This window comes from Pseudoalteromonas sp. P1-16-1b, from assembly GCF_001401785.1.
GTDB lineage: Bacteria > Pseudomonadota > Gammaproteobacteria > Enterobacterales > Alteromonadaceae > Pseudoalteromonas > Pseudoalteromonas undina.
The window spans coordinates 131329-147696 of the sequence record NZ_LKGQ01000001.1; the positions used below are offsets into that span (position 1 = coordinate 131329).

The following is a 16368-nucleotide window of genomic DNA, read 5'->3' on the forward strand; positions in this document are numbered from 1 at the left end:
TTATCCATTATTTATGTAATTATTTAATAAGTTTGAACTGCAAAACTTAGGCTTTATTAAAGTTTGGTCCATACATTGGCTTGCCCTGGCGTATCGCCCTGAGTCCACCATTTAGCGCGATAGCGCTGTCCTTGATACGTTACTTCTGCGCCTGCTTGGTAGGCTTTGCTGGTATTCCAAGTGGCTGCTGTGTCAGCTTTCGAGGCTGATTCCCATGCCGCTGAGGTATCTGGTTGTTGGCCTTTGTTCCACCATTTAGCGGTGTAAATCACGTTAGCAAAACGGGCTTTATCGTTTGCTTGATAGATCTGAGTGCTGTCCCATTCAGGTACTGTTGGATCAACAGGGTCAACCGGATCGACCACAGGTACATCGTTAACCGTGACACTAAAACTGGTTTGGGTACTTAATTGACCATCCGATACAGATACTGCAATGGTGTAATCGGTGTTTGCTGATACCTCTGCAGTGGTTAAGTTGATGTTGGCACCAGAGCCTGTAAAGCTTAGCGGTGTAGGTACTGTCCAGCTGTAAGTTAGCTCACTTTGCTCATCATCAAAGGCATGCAGATGAATTGCTGTTGTGGTGTTTTCATCAACTACTAGGTTATCTGGGGTGTGTACAATGGGTGCGGTGTTTGTTGGCGCACCTTGCACACTCAAGGCATAGGTATAATTTGCATCGCTGCTATACACTTGGTTTATTAGTACGTCGGTTGCATCAAACGTAATGTCGCCCGCTTGGTTTTGCACCCCAATTTGCACTAAATGCGCGTAATCAAGGTTAAGTTGTTCAGCCAATGCTTGTTGCCAATTTGCTTGATTGTCGGCATTGATTTTAAGCTGTTGGTTGATTACCTCTTGGCCTGTTTCGTCAAATAATCGCGCCCATACGATGTCGCCTGCAATGGCATTTTGCCCTTGGCGAACAAAATAACCGACGCTAGTCCACGAATTTGGATCAGTCGGGCCTGCGTCATTTACTATGTTGATGTCGCTACAGTTATAAAAGCCTTCACCAACCACATCATTACGTTGCCAACGGCTATATAAAATGGCCTCGCCGCTACGGTCTTGCGGAATTGCAACACTCATTTCGTAGTAGCGTTTACCATCAGGGTCTTTAACAACCTCAATGTTGTCGTGCTCTTGCACTAGCTGTAAGTCTTGCCAGGTTAGTACGTCAGTTGCGCTATTGAAGCTTGGCTTGGTAATGTAAAACTGCCAAAAGCTTGGGTTGTGAGGGGTTGATGCAAGGTAACGTATTTGAATATCACCATTGGCATTGGGCACTACATTGCTGCGCTGCCAATGTGGTGATGGTAAATCCATACCCCGTTTGGCTGTATCGCCACCAGCACATAAAGTGCCGTTTGGTACATTGGCCTCAACTGCAGTTTGATTTAAATAGTCAGGAGTATTAACTGAAAATTCAATGGCTTGTACAAACTGCACCGTGCCCGATTCTAAATATGCGGCTCGACACGCAAGGTTAGGAATATTTGTGCCGTCTTCTGGCCACCAATAACCGCCATCTGCTTGGCAAAATGATTGGCGTGCTTTAGGGCTATCCATATAACCATGTGCTTGCACTTGCTGTGCTAGTGTACTGAGTAGTAAACCACTGGTAATTGCAGATAGCGTAATCGTGTTAAGTTTAATTGATGCCATTATTTTATCCTTTATAAGACTCAATACATGGGGCAAGCTCAGGCTTACCCCTCATTGTTTTGTAAATTACAGGCTACAACTTAAGCTCCAATCAGCTGTTACACCCGGCTCAGAGGTTGTCCACCATTTGGCTTTGTACACTGCATTGTTATGCACCATTAGATCGCCGCCAGCAGCATGGCTTGGGTTGCCCGCCCAGTCAGTTTGAGGAAAGTTTGGATAAGCAGGTATCGTGGCTATATCAACTCCTTCACACATACCTACAGGGTCACCTCCTCCGTTATCTGGATTGCCCGTGCCATCATCCGGTGTTGCATCTGGTAGCATTGGGTATTCAGCTTTGAATGCGTAAGTTTTTCCATCTTTTTCAATGGTAAAGTTGCTAGGCCCAGTGATTGGCATGTAGTACATCACTTGTGCATTCACAGTTGCACCAGCGCTAAAGTCTTTTGGCTGACCGCCCCATTCATTGTTCAGTGTGATTGAGAAACGGTGGAACTCGTTCTCAAAACCGCCAATATTATTACCCGCTGCGTTCGATCCATTTACTTCTACTGCCATGCCCAGTTTTTCTTGTGCATTCCAGTTAGATTTAAAAATAGCGGAAGTTGATACCGGCACACCAAATGAAATTTTTGCACCACTTAAATCAAGACTTGAGTTATTAGTAAATGCAAACGTTGGGCTGATTGGGTAATTATCATCACCAATTGGGAAGTCTTTTGCTGTAAATGTGATATCTACGGCTTCGGCAGGCACTGTGAAGTTTGGATTTCCGCCATGTACATCATATGCAACACCGCTTTGATTAAACTTATCGTATGCTAATGAGGTTAATGTAGAACCCATGAAGTACTCGCCTTTGGCTGAGTTATAGTCAAAGTCACCTGCCAGCTCCCAGAACATAATACCGCCAAGACCATTGTTGATAACGTAATCAACCTTTGTTGCCATCGACTCTTCATCTTCTATCGAGAGGAATACTTTTTTATCTGCGTTCCATAACCAAGGTGCAACGGCAACGCTGTCATAGTGACGAGTATAAGTACCCGTTAAGCGGTCATCAGCGTCTGTATCAGGTGTTAAGCCATACACGCCTAAATACGAGCCAACAATACCGTTTTCAAGGTTTTTAACATGCCATAATGGGTTTGAACCAGCTGGCATTTCTTGGCCTGCATCGTTCTTATCATGCCAAAGGTTATCAATGCCTAGTGCACCATTACCGCATTTGTTTTTCTCACCTACGCCGGTACCTTTAGCACAATCAGCTTGGTTTGGTAGTGCCGCTTGGCCCCATAAACCGTTTGTTCCGCCTGATACATCCTTAAAACCACGGGTGTAATAAGGTAAACCAATATTAATTCGACCCGCTGACATCGCACCACGGAAGTAACGCACAGCCCAATCAGTATTTAAATACCCAATGCCTTCAAACTCTTTGGTGCCGTATACATTCCATTGCGCAAGCTCTGAGTCTAACCCAGTATCAAATAATGCCGCGTTGTGACCTACGTGCGAGTTCCATGCGCCATGTAAGTCATAAGACATGATATTTACATAATCGAGGTATTGAACCGCTTGGAAGGTTTCCATACCGCGCAGTAAATAACCTGAAGAAGGCGATGCAATCGTGAGTAAATAATGCTTACCCGCAGCCTCACCTGCACGGTCTAGCTCTTCACGTACTTTTTTCATTAGCACTTGGTATGAGGCATTTAAACCACCACGACGTGCATTAGAAATTGGGAAGTCATCAGGGTGGCCTGAGTCATTCATTGATGATGGGTATTCGTAATCAATATCAACACCATCAAAGCCATATTTTTCAATAAACTCAACTGCACTTTGTGCAAATGCATTGATACCTGCATGGTTGATTGAACCATCAGCATTGGTGGTCATGGTGTAAAAACCACCGCTTGCAACACGGCCTGTTTCATCAAAGTAACCACCGGTTTCAGCCCAACCGCCCACAGATATGAGTGTTTTTACATCTGGGTGTTGTTTTTTGTATTTGTTTAACAGGTTAAAGTGACCTTTGTAGTTAAACTCTGGGTCCATTTCAGCGCCAACTACGCCCGGCCATTCCATATTAGTGGCAGGGTTATTTACTGAAGTAGGATCGCCAATAGATACTTTGTTGTTTGCATCAACATGGGCAAATGCATAGTTGATGTGGGTGATTTTATCCCACGGAATATCGTTCACTAAATAACTGGGTTGACCATTAGCGCCATTACGCCAGCTAGTAAAGTATCCAATTACACGGCGTGGATGATCTGGGCCCATGATCTCACGGCCATCAGCGTCATAAATCGTACAGTAAGGCGTGTTTACACCGGGAGTTTGATATAAACCTTGGGGACGACAGTCAGTGCCCGTAACTGGGCCGGTATTTTCATCAACAACCGTTAATACTTTTGTTACTTGCGCTGTTGCACCGTCGTTATCTGTCACCGTTAGTGTGAAAGTTGCCTGACCAAGTGCCGTTGCTTGCCATGCAAAACTGCTCGCTGGTGAGCTTGATTGATGAACATCCACCCCGTTTGCTGCAAAGCTCAGAGCCGTTACTTGACCATCACTATCAGTTCCAGAAAGTGCAAACACCACCTGCGAACCAACAACCAGTTGATCCGGTAGCGTGCTAAATGAAATAGCGGCAATTGGTGCTTGATTAACAGGGTCAACAATCACTGAATCACTTACACTTATCGTATTAACAACTTCAGCAGACATCGCTCCTTCATCGTCTGTTGCTACAGCACTAATTTGATGTTCGCCCGCAATAGCTTGCCAGTTAACACTAAACGGCGCAGTGTTATCAACCGCAATGGAAGTACCGTCTATAAAAAACTCCACACCTGCAACCGAGCCATCTGAATCAGTTGCTTGCGCCAAAATGACAACGCTGTCTTTATCGTTAAATAAAGAACCATTCCCAGGTGTTATCTCAGTAATTATAGGCGATTGATTATCATTGACAGCGCTGTCACATACATCCAAAAGTAACCAGTCTTGATATTGACCTGCATTCTCCAAAGGATTGGCTTGTGTCCACCACTTGGCTTCATAGGCATTATTTTGTGCCTTAACTTGGCTTCCTGCTGTATGAGTTTGCCCTAACTCCCATGCCGTTAATGTACTGCAATCAGTTGATGCGTATACATTTAAACTAAATGCACTTAGAGGTAAGGCACTTAATTTGAAGGCATTTTTTATTATTTTCCGTGAGCTCATTTGCTCCTCCGCTTAGTGTGTTAAGAAATGCTATTGTCAGTTTCCATTTATGAAACTAGCATGAACAAAGTAAATATCAAGTAAATAAAGTGCAATTAATGAACAAAAAAAAGTATTAATTAACTAATTAATAATATAAGACTAGTTATTTATACGTATAAAAATCCATTCATATACTAAGCTCAAATAAATGACACTTATCAATCGAGCATAAAAAAGCCCAGAAAACTGGGCTTGGTTTACATTAGGAATGTATGTTCTGTTTAATTAAATGAAACCGTAATAATATTCGAGCATACGTTTTCAGAAACACATAACTGATAGTCGTATGCAGGTAATGTTGCGTTACGAACGTAATCACGATAACGACCATTGTCTGATACGGTGCCTACTAGTTCACCATTTCGGTATAAGCTAAGTGACTCAGCACCCACTTCTTCCCAGTTTAACTCTACACGCATAGTATCAAGACGTGACTTATTAGCGCGTTTTAGGCTCAACTCAATTTCAACATCACTTACAACAACTGTTTGTGTGAATGTATCTGAGTTGTTTTCACTATCTGTTACAGTTAGTTCAACTTCATAACTACCTGATTCAGCGTAGGCATGAACAGGGTTTGCATCAGTTGAAGTTGCACCGTCACCAAAGTCCCAGCTCCACTGTGAAATATCATCATTTGCATCACGACTTGTATCTACAAATGTGGCTGTAAGGCCTTGCGTATCAACATCAAAACCAGCGCGAGGAGGTTGTGGGCTTACTTCACCAATAGCACTAAATGTAAGTGACCAACCATTTATTGTGCCGGTATCTGAGCCTGCAGTATCTTCAACATGAAGTGTCCAATCACCTGTTGCAACTTCCCCGTTAAATGCACTTGAAGTAAATGCTTTAACAATATCATCTTGACTACCGCCCTCATTGCTTTGCAGTGTCACTTCATTACCTTGCGCTGAAATAAGTGTAAGTACTAAATCACCTGACCAAGTATGCGAAATGTCTACATCAGCAGTGGTACCAAAAATAGTTAAATCATCGGCCACTGTTATGACAGAGCTTGCACCTTCCGGAGAATTATCTGGAATCGCAACACTTTCATCACTAGTGTAAGTAAAGTCATTCAAACCAGCAGGTTGCAACATTAAGCTTACTGTTTGCTCTTTAACTTGCTCGTCTGTTGTCGCGGTTACAGTAAAGTCATAATTCCCCCACTGAGTTTCGCTATTAGTTGCCACTGTAAGTACAACTTCATCGCCTGGACGAGCAGTAGTTGCGCTTAGTGATGCATCAGCAAGATCAGCAGCCAAAGCCAGTGAAACGTCGCCATCCCATTGTGCAATTGAACCAATCGTAAAGGTATAAGTGACTGTATCACCTACAGTTGCTTGCTGAGAAACAGGCGATACAGATAATTTAAACCCAGGAGTTGGATCAGCATCAATCAGTGCTTGGTTTACATTTAGGCGTGTACCTGCAACCGTTTTACCATTTAATGCCGCATTAGCATCACCACTAGACATAAGTAATTCTTTAAGCTCTAGTGTTGTTAAATCAGGATTAACTGACAGTACAAGTGCAGCAGCACCGGCTACATGTGGCGTTGCCATTGATGTACCAGAGTAACTTGCATAGCCGCCACCAGGGATGGTTGATAAAATCGCACTACCTGGCGCGCCCATATCAACACTGGTTAAACCCCATTGTGAAAAACCTGACATATTGTCGCGACTATCTGTGCTTGCAATAGATAATACATTATCATTTTCATAATTAGATGGGTAATGAGGGTTTACATCGTTGTCTACCGCATCATTACCAGCAGCAGCTACAAATAAAATATCAGCTTCTTCACTGGCAGTAATCGCATCAGCAAGTGCTTGGCTATAACCACCACCGCCCCAGCTATTGTTTAATACACGAAGGTTAACACCTGAGTTTTTAAGGCCTACCATGTAGTCAATACATTTAATAGCGCCAGATGTAGAACCTGTACCATCTGCAGCTAAAAACTTACAACCTGCAATAGATACATCATGGTTTACACCTACAATTCCCACACCATTGTTACCACTGGCACCAATTGTACCTGATACATGTGTACCGTGGCCTTCGTCATCCATTGGGTCGCCAGCATCGGTAATCGCGTTAATACCGTGCACGTCATCAACATAACCGTTACCATCATTATCGATACCATCGCCAGCAATTTCACCGCTATTTACCCACACATTCGCAGCTAAATCAGGATGACTATAATCTACACCGGTATCAATAACACCTACAACAACATCACGGCTACCAGTTGAAATTGACCATGCTTCTGGTGCATCAATATCAGCATCAGCAGTGCCACCAGTTTGGCCTTCATTATTTAAGCCCCATAAATCTTCAAAGCGAGGATCGTTTGGTGTTGCTGCAATGCTCACACGATAGTCAGGCTCAACATACTCAATGGCTTGATGAGATTTTAAGCGCTCAATAGCTTCTTTAGCACTCATTCCAGATATTTTAAATTTAGCAAGGCGACCAGAAAATAACGAAGTGAAGTTATCATCAACTTCATCGCTGTTTAAATCTGATATTTTTGCTTTAACTAACGAACGAGCTTGCTTACGCATTTCTGGCGAAGCATTCTTTTTATATTTAACAATAATCGAGTCACTGCTCGCGGTTACTTTTTGAGTTGTACTGTTAGCATCAGGTAATTTAGCTGCAGCTAAACAAGGTAAAAGTGCAAGTGTAATAATAGATAATTTTGTTTTCATCGTTTTATCCGTAATTAAGTTAACTTAGCTTTACTAAGTAGAAAATTTACGTCTAAGAATTTAAGAAATCACGTGGCAAGCTTTAAGAAAACGGCTAAATAACGACTAACTCAAGTAAAAAAAGCAAAACAAGGTACAAAACCATCATTTTTAACTAGAAATATAGCGATAAAAACATAAAAAACATCCATTTTAATGAGCAAAACCCATAAACTTTAACATGCCATTAACCCATTATTTTTTACTAGATTTTACTGTAAATTTAATTCAACCCCAAAATAACACTTCAAGACATTGAAAATAAAGTACTTTAAATACCATTAAAAAAGATGATTCAAAATAAGTTCATTGAAGAATACAGTGATTGAGCAGTTATGAATTAGGTAACGGTAAATTTACTTATTAAGTACAAAAAGACGGTTTCTACTTTCATAATTAAAACGCACCTTACGTTTAAGAATAAAAAAGTTAATCACACATTATCACAGCACGGCATGCTGTAACGACAAACACCTTATTAAAACTCAATAAATAATCAAGGTGTTTAATTTTGTATTTCAAGGAGAATAATAATGAGACTAAATAAGTCAATTCTTAGCTGTGCTATTGCAATAGCAATGGGATCAAGCTTTGCTGTTCACGCCAACACGGCAGATAAAAATGTATCGACCTCACCTTTAAGCGCACAAGTTTCAATTCAAAGTGATTCAAACTCAATTACTTTAGAGCAAGTCCTTAACAATAATACTGCGGTGCTCATGCAAGACGGTGACAGTAACACCATGATTGTAGAAACCGTTGGTGAAAACAACACAAATGAAGTTACTCAATTACAGTTTGGCAATTACACTAAAGTAACGACCGTTGGCGACAATAACGATCAAGCCTATTTTCAAGATGGTACTGCAAATGGCGCATTAACAGAGGTTACAGGTAATAATAATAATGTTTACGTTAGCCAAAACGGTCAAGGCTTTTTAGTTAACAACGAAGCTATTAATATTGTAACTGGCGATGATAACTACGTTGAAGTAGAGCAAGGCTCTGGTGGACATTGGTTTTACAACATGGACATGCAAGGCAATGCCAATGAAATTACTGCTTTTCAAAGCGGTGAATGGAGTGAAGCCGAAGTATCAATGCTAACCGGTGATGATAATTTAATATACCTTAGCCAAGCAGGCTTCTGGAACACATTTAAAGTTACTTCGCTACAAGGCAATGATAACGAAATTGATGTTGTGCAAGAAGGTGACAGAAATGCGGTCACTTTTAATAATATTTCAGGTGATGTTAATGAAATTCTCGTTGAGCAAGAAGGCAATACAAATGCGGTTGCCTTCACTGATGTAGTCGGCAGTGAAAACAGCATTGATATCGACCAAGAAGGTACTGATAACGTAGCCGATTCGGCTTTGTTCGAAGGCCAAGGTAATGAAGTTGAAATTACCCAAGTTGATACTGAGAACATGGTTACTGCAGAACTTATTGGTGACAATAATGAGTTAAAAGCAAACCAAAATGGCGCATCTAACGAAGCATACATGGGTGTATTAGGCTCAAATAACGAATTTGATATTAATCAAATGGGAAATTTAAATTCAGCGCATTTAGCTAACTTTAATGGCTCAGACAATGACGTTAATCTAACTCAAGCCGGTGATGAGAATGCAATTTTAGTTCAGTCTTCTTATCCGAATATGGCATTAACATCTAACAATAATGATATCGATATTAACCAAACTGGTAATCAGAACGAGGCAATCGTAACTCTTGCTGGTATCTTAGATAGTAACTCAAACCAAATTGATATTGCCCAAAATGGCGACATCAACCTTGTGGATATGATGGTTGAAGGAAATGGTCATAGCGTTGATATTTCACAAGAAGGTATTGGAAACTGGGTTATTGGAACTGATGATTCAGCATTTTTACTCGGTGGTGAAAATGTAGCATTTAATGTTACTCAAACTGGTAATGATAATATTGTTGAAGGCGCTGTTATTGGTTTTAATAGCACTGTTTCTGTTACTCAATTGGGTGATGGCAATACAACAACAATTACACAAATGTAATTGATAAATGAGAGGGAGATTGACTCTCCCTTTTTTCTTTATGATAAAGACAAAACACACCTACTTACTTGCCGTTTTACTCTTTTGTTCACCAGTGGTAACGGCTGCTGATGACCTAGAGATAGATGGTTTATTGCTCGATCGTAGTATTAGTCGCTTTGGTCATCAGTTTTATTACGAATTTTCTAATTACTGGCGAGATCTCCCCTCTACCGCTGGCTTTAATATAGAGATTAAAGAAACCGTCATTCCAAAAGCAGGTACGAAATTAACCTTAATAATGAATAATCAAGTTGTTTATGCAACATACTTAGGGCGAAGACTAGAGCCACTTGATGAACGTGTAGAACAAGCTGTTTACACAGTTATAGACGCCATGGCGCGTTCCAATATGAAAGTCTCCTCTCCTGATATGGCATTAAATGGATGGTAAAAATGAAAAAAATAGCATTAACAATAATAACAACTTTAAGCTTTTCAGTCTCCGCTACTGAAATTATTTATACCCCTATTAACCCGAGCTTTGGCGGTAATCCACTCAATGCCAATATGTTACTTAGTAAGGCACAAGCACAAAATAAACATAGAGCACCGGTTGTCGAAAAAGGATACGCTGAGCAATTTCAAGACTCATTAGAGCGAACATACTTAAACCGTATGGTTAGAGAAATAACAGATATGGCCTTTGGCGAAAATATTGAAGACAGTATTTTTAACCAAGACTCTATATTTATGAGCGGTGATTATCAAATAGAAGTCATCACCAGCACAACCGACACAATCACTGTAAAAATAACAAACATAATTGATGACTCTGTGGTGATCATTGAAGTTCCGAGGTTTGGATAATGTATAAAGTAATTATAATAACAATCGCTCTTTCTCTTAGTGGTTGCTCTACTATGGGTAATTTAATTCCTCCATCAAAACAAAGTGCGGTAACGTTAGAGCCAACAGATGTTTTTTCTGATTTAAAAAGCTTACCTAAACCTGCGGGTAGCATTCCAGTTTCGGTTTATTCATTTCGCGATCAAACCGGTCAATATAAACCACAGACTAATGTTAGCTCGTTTTCAACGGCCGTCACTCAAGGTGCAAACTCTATTCTAGTGCAAGCATTACATGAGTCTGACTGGTTTACGCCGGTTGAACGTGAGGGTTTGCAAAATATTTTGACTGAGCGAAAAATTATTAGAGCGGCACAAGCGACTAACCCTAATCAGGGCGAGCTACCGCCATTAACCACCGCTAAGATTATTTTAGAAGGTGGCATTATTAGCTACGATACCAATGTAAAAACTGGCGGATTAGGAATGGAATACTTTGGTATTGGTGCCTCAGAGCTATATCGTGAAGATGCAATCTCAATTTATTTACGTGCAGTCGATGTAAGAACTGGCCAAGTACTATTATCAGTAGCGACCAGCAAAAAAGTATTGAGCCAAGAAATGCGAGCAGGCTTCTTTAGATATGTTAGTTACAAACGTTTAGCCGAAGCCGAGGCTGGATTTAGTGATAACGAGCCTATGAGTATTTGCGTGACACAAGCCATAGAAAAAGCGCTTACTGATTTAATTACTAAAGGTATAGATCGAGGACTTTGGGCTAAAAAACAAGTTTGAATAATAAAAGGCTATGCATATAGCCTTTTTATTTAATTATCTAATGGAAGTAATACCGAAATGTAGCGCTGTGCCCAATTTGCAAGCTCTATACGATTACGCGATTGAGTCTTCTTAAACGCACTATAGAGGTGAGTTTTCACTGTGTGATCACTAATATTGAGCTTGTTCGCTATTTTATCGTTACTCGCCCCCTGCGCTATTAATTGGATTACCGATTTTTCGCGTTTGGTTAAGTTTTCGTAATCCGATTTACTAAGTACTATGTCATCGTGCAATAAATTGTTAGATGAAGCTGCATTTAATATATCTTTGAATGCACCTGAAATCACTTTACGAGTAAACCATAGTTCGCCATCGGTTATTCTTACAAGCCCCTTAAAAATATCCTCCGCAGCATCTGAGCTATAAAAAACACCATTGAAGTGGTTTAGTAATAAATTTTTCTCACATACAGCATTTGGCTCAACGTTAAATAAAATCACCTTATGTTGCTTAGCTAAACAGATTAATTCGGCAGGAATTAATGAGTGCCAATCTTTATCGGCACCATCGATGAGGAACAACTCAACATTGTCACGTTGCCCAGCTTTAGGAAGCGAATCATCCATTTTAATCTCTTTAAATAATGCATTTAAAGTACTTAAAAGCGTAGTATAGCTAGCTGCATAAGCAGAAGATTTAAACGTTGTTTTAATAAAAGCAAATTTTGTATTTAACATAAATTTCATCCCTGAAACGTTTATGTCACATTACCTAAATCAGCTACAAAATACAATGCTCTTTTGGTATAAGATTAGCAGAGTGAATCCCCATAAAGCAGTTAAAGCAAATTAACTTTTAGTGAGCATATAAAAGCGCAATGTTACACCGTTAGTCCAACCAAATCCTTGTTGTACTTGATATTCCCCCCCGCTGGCTTTTTTTTGCGGTGTGCATACGTTATATTTTTCGAGCAAGCATTTATTTTCAATAAAATCTTGTTCTACCATTGTTAGCCAGTTTTTCATTATGCGTGTAGCTAATTGTTCAATACCATAATTACGCAAGCCTTTTACCGCAAACCATTGTAATGGAGCCCAGCCATTCGGGCTGTCCCATTGCTGTGGAGTATCAACAACAGTGGTTACAATGCCGCTTGCTTTTAAAAACTGCTCGCTCAATACGTTTGCAACCAGTTCAGCTTGCTGTTGCGAGGCTAAATTAACAAAAAGCGCGGTACTTGCCGCTGCACTTAAAATAGCAGACGGCTTAGATAGCTTATGATTATAGTCAACAAAAAAGCTCTGCTCACTACTCCAAAGATATTGATTGATAAGCGACTTTCTTTTTACAGCATAGTTGCTGTACGTTTGTGATTGTTGCTCATTGCCAAGCAATTTAAAACATTCACTAAGCTGATTTTCTAAATTGTACAGTAGGCAATTTAGATCTATAGGTACAATATCTGTTGTTTGAATTGAGCTTAATAAATTTGGCTCGGCTAACCAGCGCGAGCTAAAATCCCAGCCAGACTCGCATGCGGCACGAATATTACGATAAAACTCAGGTTTTTTATCATCACTAAACCCTGATGCAAGCGCTAAGTCTTCTCTTAATGACTCTGCGCGAGGAGCCGCCTCATCATCCCAATAGCGATTTAATACCCCACCACATGGCATTGTTACCACGCGTTTTACGCTTGTTTGCGCATCATCGAGTGTATCTGCTCCTTGCATCCAAAATGCGTGCTCTTTTCTTAAAGCTTCAACACACAATCTAAGCCAAGCTAAATTATGTGTTTTACTGTGAGTGTGCTGCCATAAAAGATCAACCATCAGCGCTAAAATAGGCGGTTGTGAACGCGATAAATAATAACTGCGGTTACCATTGGGAATACAGCCGTAATCATTAATTAAATCTATAAAATTCTGTAGCATGTCTTCTACTACATCACTTTTATCTGCATCAATTAAACCCAGCGCAGTAAAATAACTATCCCAATAATAAATTTCTTGAAAACGTCCACCAGGTACAATATAGCTGTGCTTTAAAGCGAGTAAAGAATTAGCTTTGGGTGTATCGGCTTCACGTCGAAGGCCGCTCCACAGTGAGTTTATGTAGCCTTTTACACTGGTGGTATTTGCAGCCCCTTTCATTGTTAATAAAGGCGTTGTTATAAAATGCGCATCAACAAAGTCTCTTAATTGAGTTTTATCAAGGGGTGCTATTTGCTCATACTGTATACAGGCACTTTGCCAATCAACACGCGCGGTTGCATCAGCAAACGTTTTACAGTCGCTAAATATGTGCTGTGTTTGTACATCTTTAAATAATTGGCTATTAAAAAAACTCATAACTGTCCTAATCTATTAACTATTGACTGCGTGTTGTGAAATGGCATGGGTGCGTTTTTTAAAAATAATCACGCTAATAAAAATTAAACTAATGGGCACAAGTGAAAGATAAAAAGCATGCTGGCCACTAAAGTGCTCAAATACATACCCGGTTATCACCGACCCTGTGGTGCCACCAAGTGCTGAAAACACAACGATTAACCCTGTCATTGCAGCATGTTGATGCTTTTGAAGCGCACTGAGCATGACTGAGTTGAGTACCGGATAAATGGGCGCCATAAAAAAGCCAATTAATGGCAAAACAAACGCCGCCAGAGGCGCATCAAATAAACTATTCACCTCGCTTTTAGGTAAGTTTTCCGTTAGTGGTAAGGTAATAATGATCAATGCAGCCATAGCAACTAAACAACAGCTAAGTACTACAAACCAATGAATATGCTTTAATACTTGGCCCGCCACTAAGCGCCCTAAAGCAAGAGCTGCGGCAAAAATACTCGCTAGTTGTATACTAATAGCTACTGGTAATTGCAAAACTTGATTATTAAATGTAGGCAACCAAGTCCCTACCCCTTGCTCGATTAACACATACAAAAATGCACTAATAATAAAAATCAGCACTAACGGTTGATAGGTAAGTTTGAGCATAGCAATAAAGTCATTCCAACCCGAGTTGCTTCTTTGACCTTTGATAGCAGGCTTTATTGGTGCTATCACAACACTAACAACCACCAAAAGCGTAAGCGCTGCTAATAGGTAATAAACATTCAACCACGCATTGCTATCAACAGGGTCTATAAATGCGGTGAATACCCAATAGCCACTTAATACACCCACCATAAAAATGCCTTCTATGGTGTTCAGTAATGATGAGTGACTATTTGCATCCTCAGTCACTTGGCCAATAATTGAATAAACCGACACCTTAACGACCGCAAAACCACAACCCACAGCAGCAAATAACACTTTAAACATGTAAAAGTCACTTATTACAGCCGTACAAAAACACGCTATTGCGACAACTATCAGTGCTAGCAGCATTGCAAGCTTGTAGCCCAAACGCGGTATAAATGAAGCAACAACAAATGACATTATTGCAATTGATATGTCTTTAAACCCCTCTAAAACCGACGCTTCTGTTTTGCCTACTCCTAGTGTGTTTATAGCCTGCAAAATAACAGTGCCTACGCTATTTAATAGTATTGCGAAAATAAAATAGCTTGCAGCAATTGCCAGTGTGATTTTTATTTTACTCATTGCTTGCCTCGTTTATAGCTACATACGCCATAACTTTTATAAAGCAAATTACCCATAGCTGGTAAATTACCGTGTGTGTTAGTCAGTAAATCCAGAGTTTAGTGTAGAACAAATACCATTGCAATCGTTTGCATTTTAAATTTAACAATTAATATACATGCATACTAAGTTAACGTTTGCTTGACTGGCGAGTAATTAATTCTATATCAATAACTTGTGATTCGGCTTTTTCACCTGAAAACTGTTGTATTAACTTTTTAACTAACAAAGTCGCAGCAAATTGGGTGTTTTGTTTAATTGTAGAAAGTGAAGGATGGCTAATATCAGCCATGGCAATGTCATCAAATCCAACCAGTGCCACATCGTTGGGAATACTTACGTAGCGCTCTTTCAGCGCTTTCATCGCCCCCAGTGCAACCATGTCACTACAGGCCATAATCGCGTCAAAATACAACCCTTTTTCACGTAATAACTGATTAATTGCTTGATACGCTGAGCGACTGGTAATATCAATGGATATAACATGCTGCTCAAGTTTATGGGTAGAAAGTGCAGCAGCGTAACCACGATGCCTTTCACTAATTTCACCATGCTCAGGATCGCCTAAAAATAAAATATTTTTAGCACCGTGTTCTATTAAATGAGCGGTCGCTTGCATTCCTCCTAAGTAGTTATCGCTGCCGACAATAGGATAGTTGCTTTGCGTTTTTGGATCTCCCCATACCACTAAAGGAATACCTGCATCGGCAGCCGCTTCTATATTAGTTTGGTTTTTTCCTTGCCCTACAACAATAATACCATCTGCTCGGCGGCCATTAATAAAGTAATTAGCCCAGTCATCTTGCGCCATAATAGAGTTAGATAACAACAACTCTAAACCCTGCTGATTAAGCGCAAGGTTAATTTCACTCACCACTTTGAGTAAAAATGGATCGCTAATTGACTGCTCGGTTTGCTCATCAAGATTAATAATGACGGCAACAACATTGGTCTTTTGCGTACGCAAACGGCTAGCCGCCGTGTTAAGGCTAAAGTTATGTTTTTTTGCAAGCTGCTGAAGTTTATCGCGGGTTTCTTGCTTAATGAGGGGGTTATTATTCAGCGCGCGCGAAACCGTTGAGGTAGATACCCCTGCAAGCTTTGCTAAATCAGCTAATTTAATTTTTTTATTATTCATAAAACCCTAAACGCTCCACTGCGACTGTTGCTATATCTAACTTACTGACAATATAGCATTATTATTTTTTACTGGCTTGCCCATTAACTTAAAAATTACGCTCTTGTATAATTACGCTCAATAAAACAACACCCATATTAATAAATAATTTACAAATAAATATTGCAAACGTTTGCATTTATCTCTAGAGTTTCAATTTATACAGCTTGTTTACATTAAAATTTAA

11 protein-coding genes are annotated in these 16368 nt (G+C 40.1%); 4 read left to right on the forward strand and 7 right to left on the reverse strand.

Annotated features, from left to right (window positions below):
- Positions 1-56: 56 nt before the first annotated feature.
- From AN392_RS00540 to AN392_RS00550, 3 genes are all read right to left on the reverse strand, one after another.
- Entirely contained in the window at positions 57-1670 is a 1614-nt protein-coding gene (locus AN392_RS00540; RefSeq protein ID WP_055011501.1) for a lytic polysaccharide monooxygenase, read from the reverse strand.
- A 66-nt stretch (positions 1671-1736) separates the two neighbouring features.
- A complete protein-coding gene (locus tag AN392_RS00545; RefSeq protein ID WP_055011502.1) occupies positions 1737-4910 on the reverse strand; it encodes a glycosyl hydrolase family 18 protein in 3174 nt (1057 codons plus the stop codon).
- A 263-nt stretch (positions 4911-5173) separates the two neighbouring features.
- A complete protein-coding gene (locus tag AN392_RS00550; protein WP_055011503.1) occupies positions 5174-7678 on the reverse strand; it encodes a S8 family serine peptidase in 2505 nt (834 codons plus the stop codon).
- Between the two features lie 572 nt (positions 7679-8250).
- On the opposite strand from AN392_RS00550, the gene AN392_RS00555 reads away from it, so the two are divergent.
- From AN392_RS00555 to AN392_RS00570, 4 genes are read left to right on the forward strand one after another with little or no spacing between them, the layout of a single operon-like run.
- A complete protein-coding gene (locus tag AN392_RS00555; protein ID WP_010389315.1) occupies positions 8251-9753 on the forward strand; it encodes a curlin in 1503 nt (500 codons plus the stop codon).
- A 40-nt stretch (positions 9754-9793) separates the two neighbouring features.
- On the forward strand, positions 9794-10186 hold the full coding sequence (locus AN392_RS00560; protein ID WP_010389316.1) for a curli production assembly/transport protein CsgE: 393 nt from the start codon (positions 9794-9796) through the stop codon (positions 10184-10186).
- Positions 10180-10602: a curli assembly protein CsgF gene (locus tag AN392_RS00565; protein ID WP_010389317.1), complete on the forward strand. Its 423-nt coding sequence runs from the start codon at positions 10180-10182 to the stop codon at positions 10600-10602. The genes AN392_RS00560 and AN392_RS00565 overlap by 7 nt, the downstream gene beginning before the upstream one ends.
- On the forward strand, positions 10602-11375 hold the full coding sequence (locus AN392_RS00570) for a CsgG/HfaB family protein (protein WP_055011504.1): 774 nt from the start codon (positions 10602-10604) through the stop codon (positions 11373-11375). The genes AN392_RS00565 and AN392_RS00570 overlap by 1 nt, the downstream gene beginning before the upstream one ends.
- Before the next feature lie 32 nt (positions 11376-11407).
- On the opposite strand, the gene AN392_RS00575 is transcribed toward AN392_RS00570, so the two are convergent.
- The 4 genes from AN392_RS00575 to AN392_RS00590 all read right to left on the reverse strand — a co-directional run bounded on the left by AN392_RS00575 (position 11408) and on the right by AN392_RS00590 (position 16142).
- Positions 11408-12097, reverse strand: a complete 690-nt coding sequence (locus AN392_RS00575; RefSeq protein WP_055011505.1) for a LuxR C-terminal-related transcriptional regulator — start codon at positions 12095-12097, stop codon at positions 11408-11410.
- Positions 12098-12208: 111 nt separating this feature from the next.
- Positions 12209-13711, reverse strand: coding sequence for an alpha,alpha-trehalase TreF (gene treF / locus AN392_RS00580; protein WP_055011506.1), 1503 nt, complete (start codon positions 13709-13711; stop codon positions 12209-12211).
- 15 nt (positions 13712-13726) lie between these two features.
- On the reverse strand, positions 13727-14965 hold the full coding sequence (locus AN392_RS00585) for a sugar MFS transporter (RefSeq protein WP_055011507.1): 1239 nt from the start codon (positions 14963-14965) through the stop codon (positions 13727-13729).
- A gap of 169 nt (positions 14966-15134) precedes the next feature.
- Positions 15135-16142: a LacI family DNA-binding transcriptional regulator gene (locus tag AN392_RS00590; protein ID WP_055011508.1), complete on the reverse strand. Its 1008-nt coding sequence runs from the start codon at positions 16140-16142 to the stop codon at positions 15135-15137.
- Between the last annotated feature and the right edge of the window lie 226 nt (positions 16143-16368).

What these genes read in the sequence shown, in the direction of transcription:
- AN392_RS00540 (WP_055011501.1), bottom strand. Translation starts at nt 1,670, where the DNA reads ATGGCATCAATTAAACTTAACACGATTACGCTATCTGCAATTACCAGT.
- AN392_RS00545 (WP_055011502.1), bottom strand. Translation starts at nt 4,910, where the DNA reads ATGAGCTCACGGAAAATAATAAAAAATGCCTTCAAATTAAGTGCCTTA.
- AN392_RS00550 (WP_055011503.1), bottom strand. Translation starts at nt 7,678, where the DNA reads ATGAAAACAAAATTATCTATTATTACACTTGCACTTTTACCTTGTTTA.
- AN392_RS00555 (WP_010389315.1), top strand. Translation starts at nt 8,251, where the DNA reads ATGAGACTAAATAAGTCAATTCTTAGCTGTGCTATTGCAATAGCAATG.
- AN392_RS00560 (WP_010389316.1), top strand. Translation starts at nt 9,794, where the DNA reads ATGATAAAGACAAAACACACCTACTTACTTGCCGTTTTACTCTTTTGT.
- AN392_RS00565 (WP_010389317.1), top strand. Translation starts at nt 10,180, where the DNA reads ATGGTAAAAATGAAAAAAATAGCATTAACAATAATAACAACTTTAAGC.
- AN392_RS00570 (WP_055011504.1), top strand. Translation starts at nt 10,602, where the DNA reads ATGTATAAAGTAATTATAATAACAATCGCTCTTTCTCTTAGTGGTTGC.
- AN392_RS00575 (WP_055011505.1), bottom strand. Translation starts at nt 12,097, where the DNA reads ATGTTAAATACAAAATTTGCTTTTATTAAAACAACGTTTAAATCTTCT.
- treF (WP_055011506.1), bottom strand. Translation starts at nt 13,711, where the DNA reads ATGAGTTTTTTTAATAGCCAATTATTTAAAGATGTACAAACACAGCAC.
- AN392_RS00585 (WP_055011507.1), bottom strand. Translation starts at nt 14,965, where the DNA reads ATGAGTAAAATAAAAATCACACTGGCAATTGCTGCAAGCTATTTTATT.
- AN392_RS00590 (WP_055011508.1), bottom strand. Translation starts at nt 16,142, where the DNA reads ATGAATAATAAAAAAATTAAATTAGCTGATTTAGCAAAGCTTGCAGGG.